This is a genomic window from Streptomyces sp., assembly GCF_031181555.1.
Taxonomy (GTDB): domain Bacteria; phylum Actinomycetota; class Actinomycetes; order Streptomycetales; family Streptomycetaceae; genus Streptomyces; species Streptomyces fimbriatus.
The window spans coordinates 1-16,360 of sequence record NZ_JAPSKQ010000043.1 but is presented as its reverse complement, the minus strand read 5'-3'; the positions used below and the strand labels follow the sequence as shown (position 1 = coordinate 16,360).

The following is a 16,360-nucleotide window of genomic DNA, read 5'->3' as shown; positions in this document are numbered from 1 at the left end:
CGGGGCCCGGAGCGAAAACCCCGCCGGCAAAAGAAATACCGGGCCCGCTCATGTGCACACCTTGCGGAATACGTGCTCATATACGGGACATTCCACGGCGCGTGTAACACCGCGACCGCCGCGGAACGCTGAGTTCTACGGGACGCGCAAAGCGGCCCTTTCTCGTTCCGCCGAAGAGGATTCACCGTGAGCCGTATCGATCCCCTGCCCGGGCAGCACACCCACGACCGGCCCCCGCCCGGCCCGCACCGGGAGGAACGGCGCCGGTCCACCACCCGGCGCACCGCCCCGACCGTCCGGACCGCCGCCGACGCCGCCGCGGGTCTCCTGGTCCTGTGGATCGCGCTCCACCTGCTCGGGGCCAACGAAGCGAATGTTTTCGTGGAATTCGTGCACGGCGCCGCTGAATTGCCGGCCCGGTGGTCACAGGATGTTTTCACGATGGGCACGGAAAACCTTCGCGTCCTCCTCGACCACGGCCTGCCCGCCCTCATGTGTCTGGCGGTCGGCCATGGAATCGCCGCGCGGCTCGACCACGCGTGACCGCGTTCCGCACGCCCCCGACGAAGGACCAGCCCTGTGACATCCCGCCCTGTGACCTCCCGTCCCACTGGAAACGATCACCTGCCGGTCTACGAGAGCCTGGTGCGCGAACGCGGTGACGTCGTGGCGGAAGCCCGCGAGGTGGCCGAACGGACGCAGCACGAGGCACGGCAGGCTCTGGCCGGGCACCCGGCCACCCGCCCCGGGCCCGCGCCCCGGTAGCCCCTCGTCGTCCGGCCGGGCGCCACCGCGCCGCGCCGGACCCCGTCGGCGGGGCGGGCGGCGAAGACTCCGCGCGTCCGCCCCGCCGCCTCGTACGGTCGGCCCGGGGCTTGATTGCCTCCCGCCGGAACGGGGCACCCGGTGGCACTGTGCCCGCGACAGAGTTCACGCGACCGGAGAGGGTCCTGCTGACCGGGTGGTTCAGCTTCCGTGACGGGGAGGCGACCGCCGGGGACGTGCTCGCGCTGCACCGGGTGGAGGAGGTGCTGCGCGGGGCCCGGATCCCCTACGACGTCGTCTGGAGCCCCGGCTTCCTGCCGGACGCCCGGCACCTGGACGACGTGCGGCCCCGGGACTACTCCCACCTGGTGTTCGTGTGCGGCCCGCTGCACGGGCCGCAGGTCGAGGAACTGCACCGGCGCTTCGCGCACTGCGTGCGGATCGCCGTGGGGACCTCCGTGATCGATCCCGGCGGCGCGGCCGTGACCGGGTTCCACCGCGTGCTGGCGCGGGACGCCCCCGGCAGCGAGCCGTCCGAGGACCTGGCGGCCCGCGCTCCGGCGGCGCCCGCCCGGCCCGTGGTCGGGGTGATCCTCACCCATGGGCAGCACGAGTACGGACGGCAGCGGCGGCACGGGCAGGTCGCGGACCGGGTGACGCGCTGGCTGGCCGGCAAGGACTGCGCCCGGCTGGAACTGGAGACCCGGCTGGACACCCACGACTGGCACCTGAGCGCGACGCCCGCGCAGGTGCAGTCGGTGCTGGCCCGCCTCGACCTCGTCGTCACCGACCGGCTGCACGGGCTGGTGCTCGCGCTGCGGGTCGGCACGCCGGTGCTGGCCGTGGACCCGGTCGCGGGCGGCGCGAAGGTGACCGCGCAGGCCCGCGCCTGCGGCTGGCCCGCACTGCTGGACGCCGGGCAGCTGGACACGCGTCGGCTGGAACGGTGGTGGGACTGGTGCCTGACCTCGGGCCGGGTGGCCGCCCGGCAGATCCGCGACGCGTTCCGGGAGGGCCGCGTGCCGGACGGCGCGGACCGGCTCGTGGAGGTGCTGGCGTCCCGCCCCACCGCCGGTCGGTCCCGTCCCACCGCCGGTTAGCGCGGGGTCCGCCCGGGCACCCGGGACCTTCCGGTCGCCCCTGGAGGAGAGACGGTGTCCATCGGTCGGCTCCCCGAGCACGAACAGCGCGTCCTCGACGAGATCGAACGGGCCCTGCGCCGCGACCGCCGGCTCGACCGGCGGCTGCGGACCCTGCGGCTGAGCCGGTGGCCCGATGTGCCGCGCCTGCTGCCGCGGGCGGCGTCGTACCGTCCGCGCGGCCGGACCGTGGCCGTGCTCCTCGCGGTGTCGGTCGCACTGATGGTGGCCGGGATGGTCACCTCGGATCCCGGCGTGATCGGGGCGTTCGCGGTGGTGTGGCCGCTGACGCTGTTCGCGGCCTTCCGGCTGCTGTGCCGGTGGTCGGGCGGCTGAGCGTTTGCCCTGCGGGGCGGCGGGGTCCCGGCCCGGCAGGAAGTGATCGTCGTGCCCGAACCCGGAAGCAGGAAGTACGACACCCGGCGGGCCAGGCTCCGCGAGGACGCCGAGCAGTCCGGTGTCTCCGGCCAGGACGCCAACGCGGCCGCCCACGAGGAGCTGCAGGAGGGCGAGGGGTGGCGCAGCCGTGGCCCGCGCGCCGAGCGCGGACGCGGGCCCGAGGGCGAGCGCCCGGAGAGCACCGGCTGACCCCCTCCGTCCCCGTGCTTCGTTGCGCACGCGGTGACGGGGCCCGCCCACCGGCAGCGGTGGGCGGGCCCCGTCACCGCGTGGCGTGCCGGCCCGTGTGGCGGCGGGTCGTGGGTCAGCCCGTGTAGCGGCGGGCCGTGGAGGTGCGCTGGGCCGGTTCCAGCAGGCGCAGCCGGGACTCGACCTCGCGGGGCAGGACGCGGCGTTCGCGCAGGACCCAGGGCAGGGCCGCCGCCGCCTCGGCGAAGGCGCGCAGGGAGGTGGTGTCGCGCGGGACCGTGCGGGCCAGGTTCAGGGTGCGGCGCAGCGCGGGTCCGGCCGGGCGGCGCAGCCAGGTGAACCACAGGGTGTTGCGGATGCCGTGCCTCCGGCGCAGCGTGGAGTCCCGTGCCCGGGATGCCTGGTGATGGATCGTCAGGTGGTCCGCGTAGGTGAGCCACCAGCCGTCGGCCGCCAGGTCCGCGGCGAGCAGTTCCTCCTCGCCGCCGAGCCACAGCCTCGGGTGGAAGCCGCCCGCGGTCCGGAAGGCGTCGGTGCGCAGGACGGTCGCGGCGGCCAGGAACGAGCCGAGGGCCGGCCCGGGCAGCCAGGGCGGGCCGGGAACGGGCGAGTCGCGCAGTTCGCGGACGATCGGGTCGTCGGTGCCGTCCGGTTCGACGATGATCCGTGCCGTGACCGAGCCGAGCGCCGGGTGCCGGTCGAGCAGGTCTGCGGCGCCGGCCAGGGAGCCGGGCGACCACCAGGAGTCGTCGTCGCAGAAGGCGACGTAGGGCGTGCGGACCTCGCGCACCGCGAGGTTGCGGCCGATGGCGCCGAGGTTGCGGCCGGGGCGCAGCAGCCGTACCCGGGGGTGGCGGCGGGCGACGGCCTCGGCGGTGCCGTCCGTGGAGCCGTTGTCGGTGACGATCACCGGCGGCTTCTCCGGGAGTTCGGCGAGGTGGCCGAGGGTGCGCAGGAGTTCGCCGCACCGGTTGTGGGTGATGACGACGACGGTCGTGCGGGGATCCGTCATGCGCTCTTGCCTTCCAGGATCCGGGCGGCCCGTTCCACGTGCGGGGGCAGGGGCCTGCGCTCGCGCAGGGCGGCCGGCAGCCGTGCGAGGGCCCCGCTCAGCGCGCGCCGGGCGTGGTCGTCGCCGCGGGCCTCGGCCGCGAGGGCTCCGGTGCGGGCGAGGGCGTAGGGGACGGGGCGGCGCAGCCAGGCGGTGAGGAGTTCGTTGCGGCGCTGGAGCGCCGGGCGGCCGGTGCGGGGCGCGGGGGCCGGGTGGTGGTGGGCGACGACGTCGGGGCAGTGGGTGACGCCCCAGCCGCGGGCGGCCAGGTCGTAGGCGAGCAGGGTCTCCTCGCCGCCGAAGAACAGCAGCCGGTGGAAGCCGCCCGCGTCGAGGTAGGCGCTGCGGCGGACGACGGCGCCGCAGGCGAGGAAGCCGAGCACCTGGGTGCCGGGGAGGTCGGTGGCCGGGCCGAGCGGGGAGCGGGCGAGGACGTCGTTGAGCGGGTCGGGCTCCGCGGCCGGGCCGACGAGGGTGCGGGCGGCGATCAGGCCGAGCCGGGGATGGGCGTCGAACAGCTCGACCGCCCGGGCGAGGGCGCCGGGCGCCCACCAGGAGTCGTCGTCGCTGAACGCCACGTAGGGGGTGTCGAGGGCGCGGGCCCCGTGGTTGCGGGCGAGGGCGCCGTGGTTGACGGGGAGCGCCAGCACGCGGACCTCGGGGAAGTCGCGGGCCAGCAGGGTGCGGGTGTCGTCGGTGGAGGCGTTGTCGACGACGAGGATCTCGGGCCGCTCGGGCAGGGCGAGCAGGTGGCGCAGGGTGACGGCCAGCCGGTCGGAGCGGTCGCGGGTGGCGATGACGATGCCGAGGCGGCCGTCCGCGGGCGGGGTGGTCATGGCGTGCTCTCCCCTCCCGGGCGTCGGGGGGCGGGCAGTCGGCCGAGGGCGTCCAGGACGTCGTCGGGGGTGATGCGCAGCAGCGCCGGGTCGGGCCGTCGCCCGTGCGGGTCGCCCTCCGGGCCGTACCACAGGGCGATGTGGCGCGGGTGCGCGGGCGGGCCCCAGTGACGGGGCGGGACCGGGCCGAAGAGGGTGACGGTGGGGACGGCGTGGGCGACCGCGAGGTGCGCGACGCCGGTGTCGCCGCTGACGACGGCGCGGGCACCGGCGACCAGCGCGGAGAGCCGGTCGAAGGGGAGGCCGCCGCCGAAGACGTCGGTGTCGGGCAGACGGGCCTGCTTGGCGAGCCGCGCCACCAGGTCCGACTCGTCCGCTCCCCCGGTGACCACGACCCGCAGCCCGCGTGCGCGCAGTGCGGTCGCGACGGCCGCGTACCGCTCGACGGGCCAGCAGCGGGCGGGGGCACCCGCGCCGGGGTGCAGGACGACGGCGCCGGGGGCGGGGGACGCGGTGTCCGGCGGGGGCAGCAGCAGGTCGGTGGGGTCGGCGTCGATGCCGTACCAGCGCAGCAGCCGGCACCAGCGGTCGCGCTCGTGCTCCTCCGCGTACCAGGGCGGGCCCTCGATCTCCGGGGTGCCGGGGTGCGCGAACGCGAGCAGCCGCGAGGGGGCGAGGTCCTTCAGCAGGAGGTGGCTGGGCGGCCCGTTGCCGTGCAGGTCGACGGCGACGTCCGGGGGCGGCCCGGTCCAGTCGAGCGAGCGGGGGACCTCCCGCCCGGGTGCGGAGGCGGGCAGCACCCGGTCCACGGCTCCCGTGGCCTCGGCGACCGGCGCGAGCCCGCCGGGCGCGGCCAGCACCACCTCGTGCCCGGGAAACCCCCGCCGCAGCGCCCGCAGCGCGGGAACACCGGCGAGCAGATCACCGAGGCCGAGGGCCCGCAGCACCAGGAGGCGGGCCCGCGGGGCGGCGCGGTGCGGGGCGGTCATCGGGTTCCCTCCGCGGCGCGTTCCAGCATGCTCGTCGACGACCGGCCGTCCAGGTACGGCAGGAGGACCGCCTGGCCGCCCCATTCCTCCAGCAGCGCCGCCTCGGGCAGGTCGGCGGCGGCGTAGTCGCCGCCCTTGACCCAGACGTCGGGGCGCAGGTCGGCCAGGAGGCGTTCGGGGGTGTCCTCGTCGAAGACGGCGACGGCGTCGACGCAGGCCAGGGCGCGCAGCACGCGGACGCGGTCGGCGAGCGGGTTGACCGGGCGGCCCGCGCCCTTGCGGCGGCGTACCGACGCGTCGGAGTTGACGCAGACGACCAGGCAGTCGCCGAGCCCCCGGGCGGCCTGGAGCAGCCCGACGTGCCCGGCGTGCAGGAGGTCGAAGCAGCCGCCCGCCGCGACGACGGTGCCGTGGGCGGTGCGGATCCGGTCCGCGAGGGCGAACGGGTCGTCGCCGTCCGGGGGCGGGAGCGCGGCGTCCGGCCGGGGCAGGGCGCCCGCGCCGCCCGCGCCGACGAAGTCGGTCGCCGCGGCGACGGCGGCCTCGACGGCCTCGCCCACCAGCGCGCCGTCGGCGAGCAGCCCGGCCGCCGTCGCGGCGAACCGGTCGCCGGCGCCGCAGCTGTCGCCGTGGTGCGCGGCGGAGGCGGGGACGAGCAGGGGGTGCTCGCCGTAGGAGAGGAGGGCGCCGCGGGCGCCGAGGGTGACCGCGACGGCGGCGGCCTTCCAGTGCCGTACGAGCGCGGCGGCGCTGTGGGCGGCGGCGGTCAGGTTCCGGCGCGGGGTCGCGCCGTCCGGTGCGAGGGCGAGCGCCTCCTTCTCGGCCGGGGTGACCAGCCGGGTGCCGGGCACCGGCGGGCCGCCGCGCGGGTGCGGGTCCCAGAGCAGCGGCGGACGGGCGGCCAGGACGTCCCGGAGGACGTCGGCGGTGCCCCGGCCGTAGTCGGAGACGAGGACGGCGGGCGCGGCACGGACGGTCTCGCGGGCCCGGTCGGTGGCCTCGCGGGCGCGGCCGCTGCCCCGGTCCAGGCGGGCCACCGGCCGGTCCGCGGCCAGGACGCGGCTCTTCTCCGGGAGCGGTCCGGTCAGCGGCAGCGGGACCAGGGTGACCCAGGGCTCGAGGAGCCGCCGCAGTTCACGGCTCGCGGGGTCGTCGCCCACACCGGCGACGAGGGTGACCTCGCGGCCGTCGCGTGCGGCGAGGTACGCGGTGAGCGCGGCGCCGCCGGGGCGGGTCCGCTCCCCGTAGTCGTCGACCACCGGGACGGGCGCGTCGGGTGCGAGCCGTTCGGCGCGGCCGGTCAGGTCGCGGTCCAGCAGGGCGTCGCCGACCACGACGAGGGGTGCCTTGCCGTTCATGTCACCTCCCGTCGCTCCGGCCGCCTCCGGGTCCCGTGTCCGCCTCCCGCCACCTCCCGTTCTCCAGCGCCGCGTCGAACGCCGCGCACACCATGTGCACCGCGACCAGGTGGAGTTCCTGGACGGTGGCCGCCGTGGGCGCCTCCACGCACAGCGACTCGTCGCTGCCCGCCATCAGCGGGTTGGGGGCGGGCCCGGTCAGGGCCCACACGCGCAGGCCGGCCGCGCGGGCGGCGTCGGCGGCGGACAGCAGGTTGGCGCTGGCGCCGCTGGTGGACAGCAGCATCAGCACGTCGCCGGGACGTCCGTGGGCGCGGACCTGGCGGGCGAACACCGCGTCGACGCCGTAGTCGTTGGCGATGGCGGTGGTGCTGGAGGTGTCGGCGTGCAGGGCGATGGCGGAGAACGCGGGCCGGTCGTCGCGGTAGCGGCCGACGAGCTCCGCGGTCAGGTGCTGTGCCTGGGCCGCACTGCCGCCGTTGCCCGCGGCCAGCAGCCGGCCCCCGCCGGAGAGCACCTCGGCGAGCCGCGCGCCCCACCGCGCGGTGATGTGGGCCGAGGCGCGGAACGCCCCCAGGGCGTCCTGCAGTTCGTCGCAGTGACCGGTGACGGGAGGGTGCACGGTCATCAGGCCACCTCTTTCGGGATCGCGTGTGCGGTCAGGACCTGGCGGTGGACGTCCTCGACGCCGTCGGCGACGCGGCTCCAGGTGTAGTGGGCCAGTACGCGTGCGCGTCCGGCGGCGCCGTAGCGGCGGCGCAGTCCGTCCGCGGCGAGGAGTTCGCGTACGGCGGCGGCGACCGCCTCGGGGTCCCCGGGCGGGACCAGCCGGCCGGTGGTGCCGTCGGCGACGCTGTCGCGGTGGCCGCCGACGTCGGTGGCGACGACCGGCACGGCGCACGCCATCGCCTCCAGCGGCACGATGCCGAACGGTTCGTAGACGGGGGTGCACAGCACCAGGTCGGCGCTGCCGATGAGGGCCGGCATGTCGGCCGGGTCGACCGCGCCGAGCAGCCGCACCCGGTCGGCCACCCCGGCGCGGTGCGCGAGGTGCCACAGCCGCCGGGCCTCCGGGTCCCGGCCCAGCCGTCCGGCGGCGGGGCCCCCGGCGACGACGAGTTCGGTGTCCGGGATCGCCGTCAGCGCGCGGACGGCCAGGTCGTAGCCCTTGCGGCGGACCAGCCGGCCGCAGGCGAGCAGCCGGTACCGCTCGCGGCGCGGCGGTACGCCCGTCCCCTCGGCACCGGGGCGGAAGTGGCCGGCGTCCACGCCGCAGGGCACCACCGACACCCGGCTTCGGGGCACGCCCATCTCGGCCAGCTCGCGCACCTCGTCGCTGCAGGTGGCGAGGACGCGTTCACAGCCGCGTCCGATCTGCCGCTCGACGGCGAGGCGTTCGGGCGGGCTGGTGTCCCGCCATCCCTGGTGGCGGCGCTTGACGGTGCCGAGGGCGTGGAACGTCTGCACGACCGGGATGGCGTGCGGGCGGGCGCCGGTCCGGGCGGCCAGGCCCGACATCCAGAAGTGGGCGTGCACGACGTCCGGCCTCTCCCGCCGCCAGGCCCGGGCGAGGTACGCGCCGAACGCGGGCATGTGGGGCAGCAGTTCGTCCTTGGGGACGGTCTCGGGCGGGCCGGCGGGCACGTGCTCGACGACCGCGCCGCCGGGCAGCGGCACCCGGTCGGGCAGGTCGGCCGCGTCACGGCGGGTGTACACCGTGACGTGATGGCCGCGCCGGGCCAACTCCTCGCTGAGCCGCGCCACGTACACGTTCTGGCCGCCGGCGTCGACGCCGCCGAGCGCGGCGAGCGGGCTCGCGTGCTCGGACACCATGGCGATCCTCATCGGGTCACCTCCTTCAGGAGCCGCTCCCAGTCGTCCAGGAAGCGGGACAGCCCGTAGCGGGACAGCGCCGCCGCACGCGCGCCCTCGCCGGCCAGGCGGGCACGCAGCGGGTCGGCGACGAAGTCCCGTACGGCTTCGGTCAGTACGTCGAGCCGGTTGGAGACCACTCCGGCACCGGGCGGTACGGCCTCGGTGACCTCGGTGGTGGCGAGCGCGACGACGGGCATGCCCAGGTGCATGGCCTCCAGCAGGGACAGGCCGAGGGAGGTCCAGCGCACGGGGTGGACGTAGACGCGCCGGCGGGCCATCGCCGCGTGCAGGTCGGCCTGCGTCAGCTCGTGCGCGCGGCAGCGGTCGGCGGGCAGGCCGAGGTGGCCGGCGAGGCCTTCGGTGCCCATGCCGAAGACGTCGAGGGGCGCCGCCCCGGCGAAGGCCGGCAGCAGGTCGGTGCCGGTGGTACGGCCGCGGCGCACCGGCTCGTTGACGACGACGGCGGCGTGCGGCAGTTCGCCGGTCCACAGCGGACCGGGGTCGACGATGCCGTGTTCGATGACGGTGGCCGGGGTGGAACCGGCGTCCCACATCAGGCGGTTGAAGTGGGTGACGTGGACGAGGGTGACACCGGGGATGTCCGCGGCCGGGTGGCGGGTGTCGGGCACGTCCCCGTGCGGGGCGTTGTGCTCCAGGTAGACCAGGGGCGGGCGGCGGCCCAGCCACCGGTCGACGAGGGCGAGTTCGTGTGGCCGTTGCAGCACGACGACGTCGATGTCCGTCTCGCGCAGGCGCTCCGGGGGCACCTCGACGACCGAGTCGGGCCAGTCGAAGGTGCGGGCGCGGCCCAGGCCGTCGGGCCCGCGGTCCGGGGTGACGGGGACGACGTAGGTGTGCGGGCCCTGCACGAAGGCCGTGGTCCACGACCCGTGCACGTGCCAGAGCAGGATCCTCATGCCACCTCCACGAGCTTGTCGACGGCGGCGACGACGTCGAGCGCGGTCACGTCGTCCAGGCACGGGTGGCCGGGCACGGGGCACTGCCGGGCCCTGGTGCCGGCGCACGGCGCCCGCTGGTCGCCGAGCAGCACGTACGGCACGCCGTACGGCCGCCACCGCTCGGCCGGGACGACCGGCGCGAACAGGGACACCACCGGGGTGCCGACGGCGGCGGCGAGGTGCGCGGGCCCGGTGTTGCCGGTGACGGCGCAGGCGGCCCCGGCGAGCACTCCGGCGAGTTCGGCGGCGTCGGTGCGGCCGCCGAGGTCGAGGCCCCGGTCGCCGGCCACGTACGCGGTCAGGTCCCGCTCCCCCGCGCCGCCGGTGACCACCACCCGGCGTCCGGCGGCGGCGAGTTCACGCACGGCCTGCGCGCACCGCTCGGGGCTCCAGGCGCGGGCGGGCACGCTGGCGCCCGGGTGGACGACGACGTATCCGGCCGGGCCGGTCAGCTCGTCGACCGGGGGCGGCGGGAGCACCCGCAGCCGTCCGTCGTCGGCCCGGGGGAAACCGGCGGCCTCGGCGAGGTCGAGCGCGGCCTCGGCCTCGTGGGCGTGCGGGGCGCGGTGGTGGCGCACGTCGAGGAGGGAGCCGGGGTAGTCCTCGCTGTCGGCGGCGATGAAGCGGACCCCGGCCAGCCGCAGCAGCAGGGCGGTGGGCAGCGGGGACTGGTGGAAGGAGGTGAGGACCAGCGCGGTGTCGGCGTCCGTGGCGGCGACGGCGGCGACGAGCGCGTCGATCTCCTCGCGGCGCACCTCGGGCGGCTGGAACCCGGCCCAGGGGGCGTCCCAGACGAGGACCTCGTCCACGCCGGGCAGCAGCCGGGCGGCGGGGGCTCCGTGCGGCCCGCACAGCAGTGTGACGGTGTCGGCCCGGGCGGCGACGGCGCGCACGGCGGGCCCGGCGAGCAGGACGTCGCCGAAGTTGTCGAGGCGGGTGACGAGGGCCTTCACGCGCGCCTCCCCGGTACGGGGCGTCCCGCGCCGGCCGCGGGGACGGCCGTGGCGGAGTCCCCCGGTGCCCGCGGCGCGGAACGCCCCGCGTCCGACGCGGAAACGCCCGGCCCCCCGCCCCGCCGCGGCGTCTCCTCCGGGCGGCCCGTCCGGTGCGGCGCGGCGTCCGGGGGGCGGGTCCACGGCGGGCCGTCCAGCACCATCCGTACCGCGGTCGCGAGGTCCGGTGCCACGTGGGCGGCGGCGGCCGTCTCCTCGGGGCGGGTCTGCGGGGTGGGGACGAGGATGCCGTGGGCGCCGGCCCGGCGCGCGGCCTCGACGTCGGCGCCGATGTCGCCGATGACGACGCAGTCGGCCGGGTCCGCGCAGATCCGCCCGGCCGCCCACAGGATCATGCCCGGCCGGGGTTTGCGGCAGTGGCAGCCGTCGTCGGGCCCGTGCGGGCAGACCGCCCACACGTCGAAGGGGCCGAGGAGTTCGTCGACGCGGCGGTTGACGCGGCGGACGTCGGCGTCGGTGAGCAGTCCGCGGGCGACGCCGGACTGGTTGGTGACGACGCCGGTGCGGAGGGAGCGGGCGCGCAGCGCGTCGAGCGCCTCGCGGGCGCCCTCGACGGGGCGCACCCGCTCGGGGTCGGCGTTGTAGGGGACGTCGTGGACCAGGGTGCCGTCGCGGTCGAACAGCACCGCCTTCACCGGGCGCACCGGGCTCGTCGGGCTCATCGGGCCACCTCCGGCCAGGCGGGGGCGTGCCGGTGGCGCCAGGCCCCGGCCAGCCGGTGCCAGGTCGCGGCGGGCGGGATGAGCACGCTGGTGGCCAGCATGGTCGTCACCTCGTCGCGGGTGCGCGGCCCGGGGACGATCCGGGCGCGGGCGAACTCCGCGGTCCCGGCGGCCCAGCCGAGGGCGCAGGCGGCGGCCGCCCGGCGGTGCCCGGTGACGGCGAGGGCGCAGGCGGCCGCGCCGGCGGCGGTGATCGCGGCGTGGCGGCGGATCCGGCCGCGCGGCGCGACCGCCTTGTCCCACCAGTCGGGTCCGTGCAGGCGCCGCATCAGGGCGTCGTCGGCGTTGCCGCGCTGCTGCTTCACCGACACCCAGCGGGAGGCGGGGCGCACGGGGTGCAGGGTGGTGCGCCGGCCCTGGCGGATGCGCCAGCCGGCGTCCAGGAGGCGCAGCGCGAGGTCGGCGTCCTCGCGGAAGGCGCGCGGGAAGCGCTCGTCGAAGCCGCCGACCTGCTTGAGGGCCTCGGTGCGGTAGGCCATGTCGGCGGTGATCCAGCGGGCCCGGGCGAGGCCGGCGGTGCCGCGTTCCCAGTCGGTGGGGCGGCGCCCGCCGGGCAGCGGCACGGTGATGACGCCCTGGACGCCGGCGGTGTCGGGGGACGCCTCCTGCAGGTCCTGGACGAGCTGTGCGCACCAGTGCGGGCCGACCTGGACGTCGTCGTCGAGGAAGGCGACCCAGGGCCCGGTGACGGCGCGCAGCCCGGTGTTGCGGGCGGCGGCGGGCCCGCGGCCCCCGCCGGTGAGGACGGTGGTGCGCTCGCGCAGGTCGCCGAGGACGCTCAACGCGTGCTCCAGCGGCGCGGCTCCGGAACCGGGTCCGGGCCGCCGGTCGTCGACGAGGACGATCGCGTCGGGGTGCGGCCCGGTCGCGGCGGCCAGCGCGGCGAGGCAGTCGGCGAGGGTGTCCCGCACCAGCGTGGGGACCACGACGGCGTACGACGTCATCCGAACGCCCTCCCCCTGCGCACCGCGTACGGCCCGATCGCCAGCAGGTCCACCGGGGCGGAGCCGAAGCACTCCAGGGCGTCGCGCGGGTCGTCGACCATCGGCCGGCCGGCGGTGTTGAGGCTGGTGTTGACCACCACGGGCAGTCCGGTGCGCCGTTCGAAGCCGCGCAGCATCCGCGCGACCAGGGGCTCCTGGCGCTCCTCGACGGTCTGGATGCGGGCGGTGCCGTCGACGTGGACGACGGCCGGGATCCGCTCGCGCCACGCGGGGGCGACGTCGTGGACGAAGAGCATGTACGGGCTGGGCAGCGGGCCGCGGGAGAACAGTCCGGCGGCCCGGTCGGCGAGGACCATGGGGGCGACGGGCCGGAACTCCTCGCGGCCCTTGACGTGGTTGAGCCGTTCCAGGTTCTCGGCGCGGCCCGGGTGGGCGAGCAGGGAGCGGTGCCCGAGGGCGCGCGGCCCGTACTCGCTGCGGCCCTGGAACCAGGCGACGATGCCGTCCCGGGCCAGTTCCTCGGCGACGGTCTCGGCGATGTCGTCGGGCCTCTCGTACGGGATCGCGGCCCGCTCCAGCCAGGCGCGCAGTTCGTCGTCGCTCCAGCCGCGGCCGAGGTCGGCGCCGGGCAGGGGCTCGGGGGTGCTCTCCTGCGCGGCCAGGTGGAGGGCGCCGCCGAGCGCGGTGCCGGCGTCACCGGCGGCGGGCTGCACCCACACGTTCCGGTACGGGCCGCGCGCGGCGATCACCGAGTTGGCGACGCAGTTCAGCGCGACGCCGCCGGCCATGGTGAGGGCGTCGCCGCCGGCCTCGCGGTGCAGCCAGTGCACGAGCTCCAGCAGCACCTCCTCCAGGACGGCCTGGGCGCTGGCGGCCAGGTCGGCGTGGTCCCGGGTCCACGGTTCGCCCTTGGCGCGGGGCGGGGCGAGGGCGGCCCAGTCGACGCCGTGGGCGCGGAAGCCGCCGTGGCCGGTCGGGTGGATGTCCTCCCGCAGGCGGGCCAGGTGGCGCGGGGTTCCGTAGGAGGCGAGGGCCATCACCTTGTACTCGTCGCTGCTGCGCAGGAAGCCGAGGTGGGCGGTGAGCTCCTCGTAGACCAGGCCGAGGGAGTCGGGCAGCGCCTGGGTGGCGAGGGTGTCGAGCTTGCCGTCGCGGTAGCGGCCGGCCAGGTGGGAGGCGGCCTCGCCGCGGCCGTCCAGGACGAGGACGGCGCTGTCGGGGTGCGGGGAGGCCGGTCCGGCGGAGGCGGCGTGGGCGACGTGGTGGGGGACGAAGACGACCCGGGCGGGGTCGAGGCCGGGCAGGGCCTCGGCGAGGAACTCGGGGGCGCGGCGCGCGTACTCCAGGCGCAGCGGGTCCCAGGGGTCGTCCAGGCCCATGTCACGGGCGGGCCGGGCCAGCGCCGGGTCGAAGGAGTAGGTGACGGCGTCCAGGTCGGCGGGGCCGAGGCCCGCCCGCTCCAGGCACCAGCGGGCGGACTGCTCGGGCAGCTCCCAGGCGGAGAACGGCAGGGGCCGCTTGCCGTGCTTGCGCCGGCTGAAGCGCTCCTCCTCGGCCGCGGCCACGGTCCGGCCGTCGACGACCAGGGCGGCGGCGGGGTCGTGGAACAGGGCGTTGATACCAAGGATGCGCATGAGGCATGTGCTCCGTCCCTGCGGTACGGGTGGTGCTCTCGGGACGCGAGTGCCGCACCGCAGTTGTCTCAAACACTTGGAGACAACTCGCATCGGTATGCCCGGATTCGCAGAGATATGCCCCGGTCTCCGGCCTGCGGCGACGGCGCAGGCCGGCGCGGTGGCCGGCTCAGGCGGCCACCGACCGCGAGAACCAGCCGACGGTGCGCTCCAGGCCCTCGCTCCAGCCGGTCCGGGGCCGCCAGCCCAGGCGCTCCCGGGCCAGCCGGGTGTCGGGGCGGCGCCGGGCGGGGTCGTCCACGGGGCGGTCCACGAACCGGATCCGGGAGGCGGAGCCGGTGAGAGCGATGATCCGGCGGGCCAGCTCCAGCATGGTGATCTCCTCGCCGCCACCGATGTTCACCGGCCCGGTCTCGCGGGAGCCCGCCAGGGCGAGGACGCCGGTGACGGTGTCGTCCACGTAGCACAGGGAGCGGGTCTGGCTGCCGTCCCCGGCGACCGTGAGCGGCATGCCGTCCAGCGCCTGTGCGACGAAGGTGGGCACGGCGCGGCCGTCGCCGGTGCGCATGCGGGGGCCGTAGGTGTTGAAGATGCGCACGATGGCGGTGTCGGTGCCGTGCACCTGGCGGTGGGCGGTGACCAGCGCCTCGGCGTAGCGCTTGGACTCGTCGTAGACGCTGCGCGGGCCGATCGGGTTGACGTTGCCCCAGTACGTCTCGCGCTGCGGGTGCTCCAGCGGGTCGCCGTACACCTCGGAGGTGGAGGCGAGGACGAAGCGCGCGCCGTCGGCGCGGGCCCGCTCCAGGGCGTTGCGGGTGCCGGCGCTGCCGACCTCGAGGGTCTCCAGGGGCAGCCGCAGGTAGTCGGCGGGCGAGGCGGGACAGGCGAAGTGCAGCACCAGGTCGAACCGGCCGGGCAGAGCGGCGAGGGCGGCGGGGTCGGTGGCGTCGGCGCGGACGAAGCGGAAGCCGCGATACCGTTCCAGCTCGGCGACGTTGGCCCGGGATCCGGTGGACAGGTTGTCCAGGCACACGACTTCGGTGCCGGCCCCGGCCAGCCGTGCGCACAGGTGGGATCCGACGAATCCCGCCCCACCGGTCACCAGGGCCCTGCGCCAGGGGTGTTCGTTCACGGGGCTCCTCCTCGCGTCTCGCGTTCGCGTCGTACGCGTCGACGCCACACGGACCGGCGTCGCACGTGCCGGCGTCGCACCTGCCGGCGCGAGTAACCCGGTGACGACGCTCACATGCCCCCGCCCTCCCGTCCGAGGGCACGCGAAACGGACTATGCATCGCGTGTATATACGCTATGTATAGTCCCGGCATGCCTTCTCTGACCAGGAAGATGAAAAGACCGGGGACCGCGTTCCGGGCTCTGACGGGCGTGCTGGCGGCCACGGCCGTGACGCTGGCGCCGAGCGGCTGTACGCGGGTGGAGACCACCGCTCCCAGCGCCGTCCGGTCCGCGGACGTCCAGGCCCGGTTCGGCACTGTGGACTGCCGCGAGGCCAAGTGCATCGCGCTCACCTTCGACGCGGGTCCGAGCGAGCACTCCGCGCGGCTGCTGGACATCCTGAAGCGGGAACACGTACCGGCGACGTTCTTCCTGATGGGCAGGCGGCACATCGAGAAGTACCCCGAACTCGTCGAGCGCATGGCCGACGAGGGCCACGAGGTGGCGAACCACACCTGGACCCACCGGATCCTGACGGACCTGGAGCCCGAGGAGATACGCGAGGAACTGGAGCGCCCCAACGAGGAGATAGAACGCCTCACCGGCCGCCGCCCCACCCTGATGCGCCCGCCGCAGGGCCGCACCAACGGCACCGTGAACGGGATCTCCCGCGAACTGGGCCTCGCGGAGGTCCTGTGGAGCGTGACCGCGAAGGACTACAGGACGACCGACTCCGGCCTCATCACCCGCCGCGTCCTCGCCCAGTCCTCCCGCGACGGCATCATCCTGCTCCACGACCTCTACGACGGGACCGTCCCCGCCGTGCCCGGCATCATCGACGCGCTGAAGAAGCGGGGGTACGTGTTCGTGACGGTCCCCCAGCTCCTCGCGCCCGGCAGGGCGGAGCCGGGGAAGGTGTACCGGTGAGCGCCGAAGGAGCGGGGACCGGGCCGACCGGGTGCCCCGTCCCCGGAGGCGCCGACGGGCGGACGGGATTCCTTAGGATCCCCTCGTGGCCACCTTCCTTGTCCAGCGCACGGCACCCCTCCCCCTCGACGAGGCCTGGCACCGGCTCACCCGGTGGCCCCGGCACGGGGAGGCGGTCCCCCTCACCCGGATCACGGTGACCACTCCCGGGCCCACCGGCGTGGGCACGAGGGTCGTCGCCCGCACGGGCCTCGGCCCCCTCTCCTTCGACGACCCGATGGAAGTGACGGTGTGGCAGCCCCCGGAGGACGACTCCCCGGGGCTGTGCCGCCTGGAGAAGCGGGGCCGGGTCGTCCTGGGGTGGGCGGAGATCGAGGTACGGCCGGG

At 76.4% G+C, this 16,360-nt stretch carries 19 protein-coding genes; 7 read left to right on the top strand and 12 right to left on the bottom strand.

Annotated elements, in window-relative coordinates; all coding sequences use genetic code 11:
- Positions 1 to 186 precede the first annotated feature (186 nt).
- The 5 genes from RIM90_RS11940 to RIM90_RS11920 all read left to right on the top strand — a co-directional run bounded on the left by RIM90_RS11940 (position 187) and on the right by RIM90_RS11920 (position 2,492).
- The gene (locus RIM90_RS11940; protein ID WP_309060622.1) at positions 187 to 543 is read left to right on the top strand and encodes a hypothetical protein; all 357 of its coding nucleotides are present in this window, start codon (positions 187 to 189) and stop codon (positions 541 to 543) included.
- A 36-nt stretch (positions 544 to 579) separates the two neighbouring features.
- On the top strand, positions 580 to 765 hold the full coding sequence (locus tag RIM90_RS11935; protein WP_309060621.1) for a hypothetical protein: 186 nt from the start codon (positions 580 to 582) through the stop codon (positions 763 to 765).
- A 149-nt stretch (positions 766 to 914) separates the two neighbouring features.
- A complete protein-coding gene (locus tag RIM90_RS11930; protein ID WP_309060620.1) occupies positions 915 to 1,865 on the top strand; it encodes a polysaccharide pyruvyl transferase family protein in 951 nt (316 codons plus the stop codon).
- Between the two features lie 54 nt (positions 1,866 to 1,919).
- Positions 1,920 to 2,240, top strand: coding sequence for a DUF3040 domain-containing protein (locus RIM90_RS11925; RefSeq protein ID WP_309060619.1), 321 nt, complete (start codon positions 1,920 to 1,922; stop codon positions 2,238 to 2,240).
- A gap of 51 nt (positions 2,241 to 2,291) precedes the next feature.
- Positions 2,292 to 2,492: a hypothetical protein gene (locus RIM90_RS11920; protein WP_309060618.1), complete on the top strand. Its 201-nt coding sequence runs from the start codon at positions 2,292 to 2,294 to the stop codon at positions 2,490 to 2,492.
- Positions 2,493 to 2,607: 115 nt separating this feature from the next.
- Here RIM90_RS11920 and RIM90_RS11915 read toward each other — a convergent pair whose 3' ends face one another.
- From RIM90_RS11915 to RIM90_RS11860, 12 genes are all read right to left on the bottom strand, one after another.
- The gene (locus RIM90_RS11915) at positions 2,608 to 3,504 is read right to left on the bottom strand and encodes a glycosyltransferase family 2 protein (RefSeq protein ID WP_309060617.1); all 897 of its coding nucleotides are present in this window, start codon (positions 3,502 to 3,504) and stop codon (positions 2,608 to 2,610) included.
- The gene (locus RIM90_RS11910; RefSeq protein WP_309060616.1) at positions 3,501 to 4,379 is read right to left on the bottom strand and encodes a glycosyltransferase; all 879 of its coding nucleotides are present in this window, start codon (positions 4,377 to 4,379) and stop codon (positions 3,501 to 3,503) included. The genes RIM90_RS11915 and RIM90_RS11910 overlap by 4 nt, the downstream gene beginning before the upstream one ends.
- A complete protein-coding gene (locus RIM90_RS11905; RefSeq protein WP_309060615.1) occupies positions 4,376 to 5,368 on the bottom strand; it encodes a glycosyltransferase family 9 protein in 993 nt (330 codons plus the stop codon). Before RIM90_RS11905 ends, RIM90_RS11910 begins: the two co-directional genes overlap by 4 nt.
- The gene (rfaE2, locus tag RIM90_RS11900; RefSeq protein ID WP_309060614.1) at positions 5,365 to 6,726 is read right to left on the bottom strand and encodes a D-glycero-beta-D-manno-heptose 1-phosphate adenylyltransferase; all 1,362 of its coding nucleotides are present in this window, start codon (positions 6,724 to 6,726) and stop codon (positions 5,365 to 5,367) included. Before rfaE2 ends, RIM90_RS11905 begins: the two co-directional genes overlap by 4 nt.
- A gap of 1 nt (position 6,727) precedes the next feature.
- Entirely contained in the window at positions 6,728 to 7,354 is a 627-nt protein-coding gene (locus RIM90_RS11895; RefSeq protein WP_309060613.1) for an SIS domain-containing protein, read from the bottom strand.
- A complete protein-coding gene (locus tag RIM90_RS11890) occupies positions 7,354 to 8,571 on the bottom strand; it encodes a glycosyltransferase (RefSeq protein ID WP_309060612.1) in 1,218 nt (405 codons plus the stop codon). Before RIM90_RS11890 ends, RIM90_RS11895 begins: the two co-directional genes overlap by 1 nt.
- Positions 8,568 to 9,518, bottom strand: a complete 951-nt coding sequence (locus RIM90_RS11885; RefSeq protein WP_309060610.1) for a glycosyltransferase — start codon at positions 9,516 to 9,518, stop codon at positions 8,568 to 8,570. Before RIM90_RS11885 ends, RIM90_RS11890 begins: the two co-directional genes overlap by 4 nt.
- Positions 9,515 to 10,513: a glycosyltransferase family 9 protein gene (locus RIM90_RS11880; RefSeq protein WP_309060609.1), complete on the bottom strand. Its 999-nt coding sequence runs from the start codon at positions 10,511 to 10,513 to the stop codon at positions 9,515 to 9,517. The genes RIM90_RS11885 and RIM90_RS11880 overlap by 4 nt, the downstream gene beginning before the upstream one ends.
- Entirely contained in the window at positions 10,510 to 11,235 is a 726-nt protein-coding gene (locus tag RIM90_RS11875; RefSeq protein ID WP_375165432.1) for an HAD-IIIA family hydrolase, read from the bottom strand. Before RIM90_RS11875 ends, RIM90_RS11880 begins: the two co-directional genes overlap by 4 nt.
- The gene (locus tag RIM90_RS11870) at positions 11,232 to 12,239 is read right to left on the bottom strand and encodes a glycosyltransferase (protein WP_309060608.1); all 1,008 of its coding nucleotides are present in this window, start codon (positions 12,237 to 12,239) and stop codon (positions 11,232 to 11,234) included. The genes RIM90_RS11875 and RIM90_RS11870 overlap by 4 nt, the downstream gene beginning before the upstream one ends.
- Positions 12,236 to 13,873: a carbamoyltransferase C-terminal domain-containing protein gene (locus RIM90_RS11865; RefSeq protein ID WP_309060607.1), complete on the bottom strand. Its 1,638-nt coding sequence runs from the start codon at positions 13,871 to 13,873 to the stop codon at positions 12,236 to 12,238. Before RIM90_RS11865 ends, RIM90_RS11870 begins: the two co-directional genes overlap by 4 nt.
- A 169-nt stretch (positions 13,874 to 14,042) precedes the next feature.
- A complete protein-coding gene (locus tag RIM90_RS11860; protein WP_309060606.1) occupies positions 14,043 to 15,005 on the bottom strand; it encodes an NAD-dependent epimerase/dehydratase family protein in 963 nt (320 codons plus the stop codon).
- A gap of 191 nt (positions 15,006 to 15,196) precedes the next feature.
- On the opposite strand from RIM90_RS11860, the gene RIM90_RS11855 reads away from it, so the two are divergent.
- Together RIM90_RS11855 and RIM90_RS11850 are read left to right on the top strand one after the other, a co-directional pair.
- Entirely contained in the window at positions 15,197 to 15,973 is a 777-nt protein-coding gene (locus RIM90_RS11855; protein ID WP_309060605.1) for a polysaccharide deacetylase family protein, read from the top strand.
- 85 nt (positions 15,974 to 16,058) lie between these two features.
- Positions 16,059 to 16,360, top strand: a 302-nt coding sequence (locus RIM90_RS11850; RefSeq protein WP_309060604.1) for an SRPBCC family protein, incomplete at its 3' end; no start/stop codon positions are given.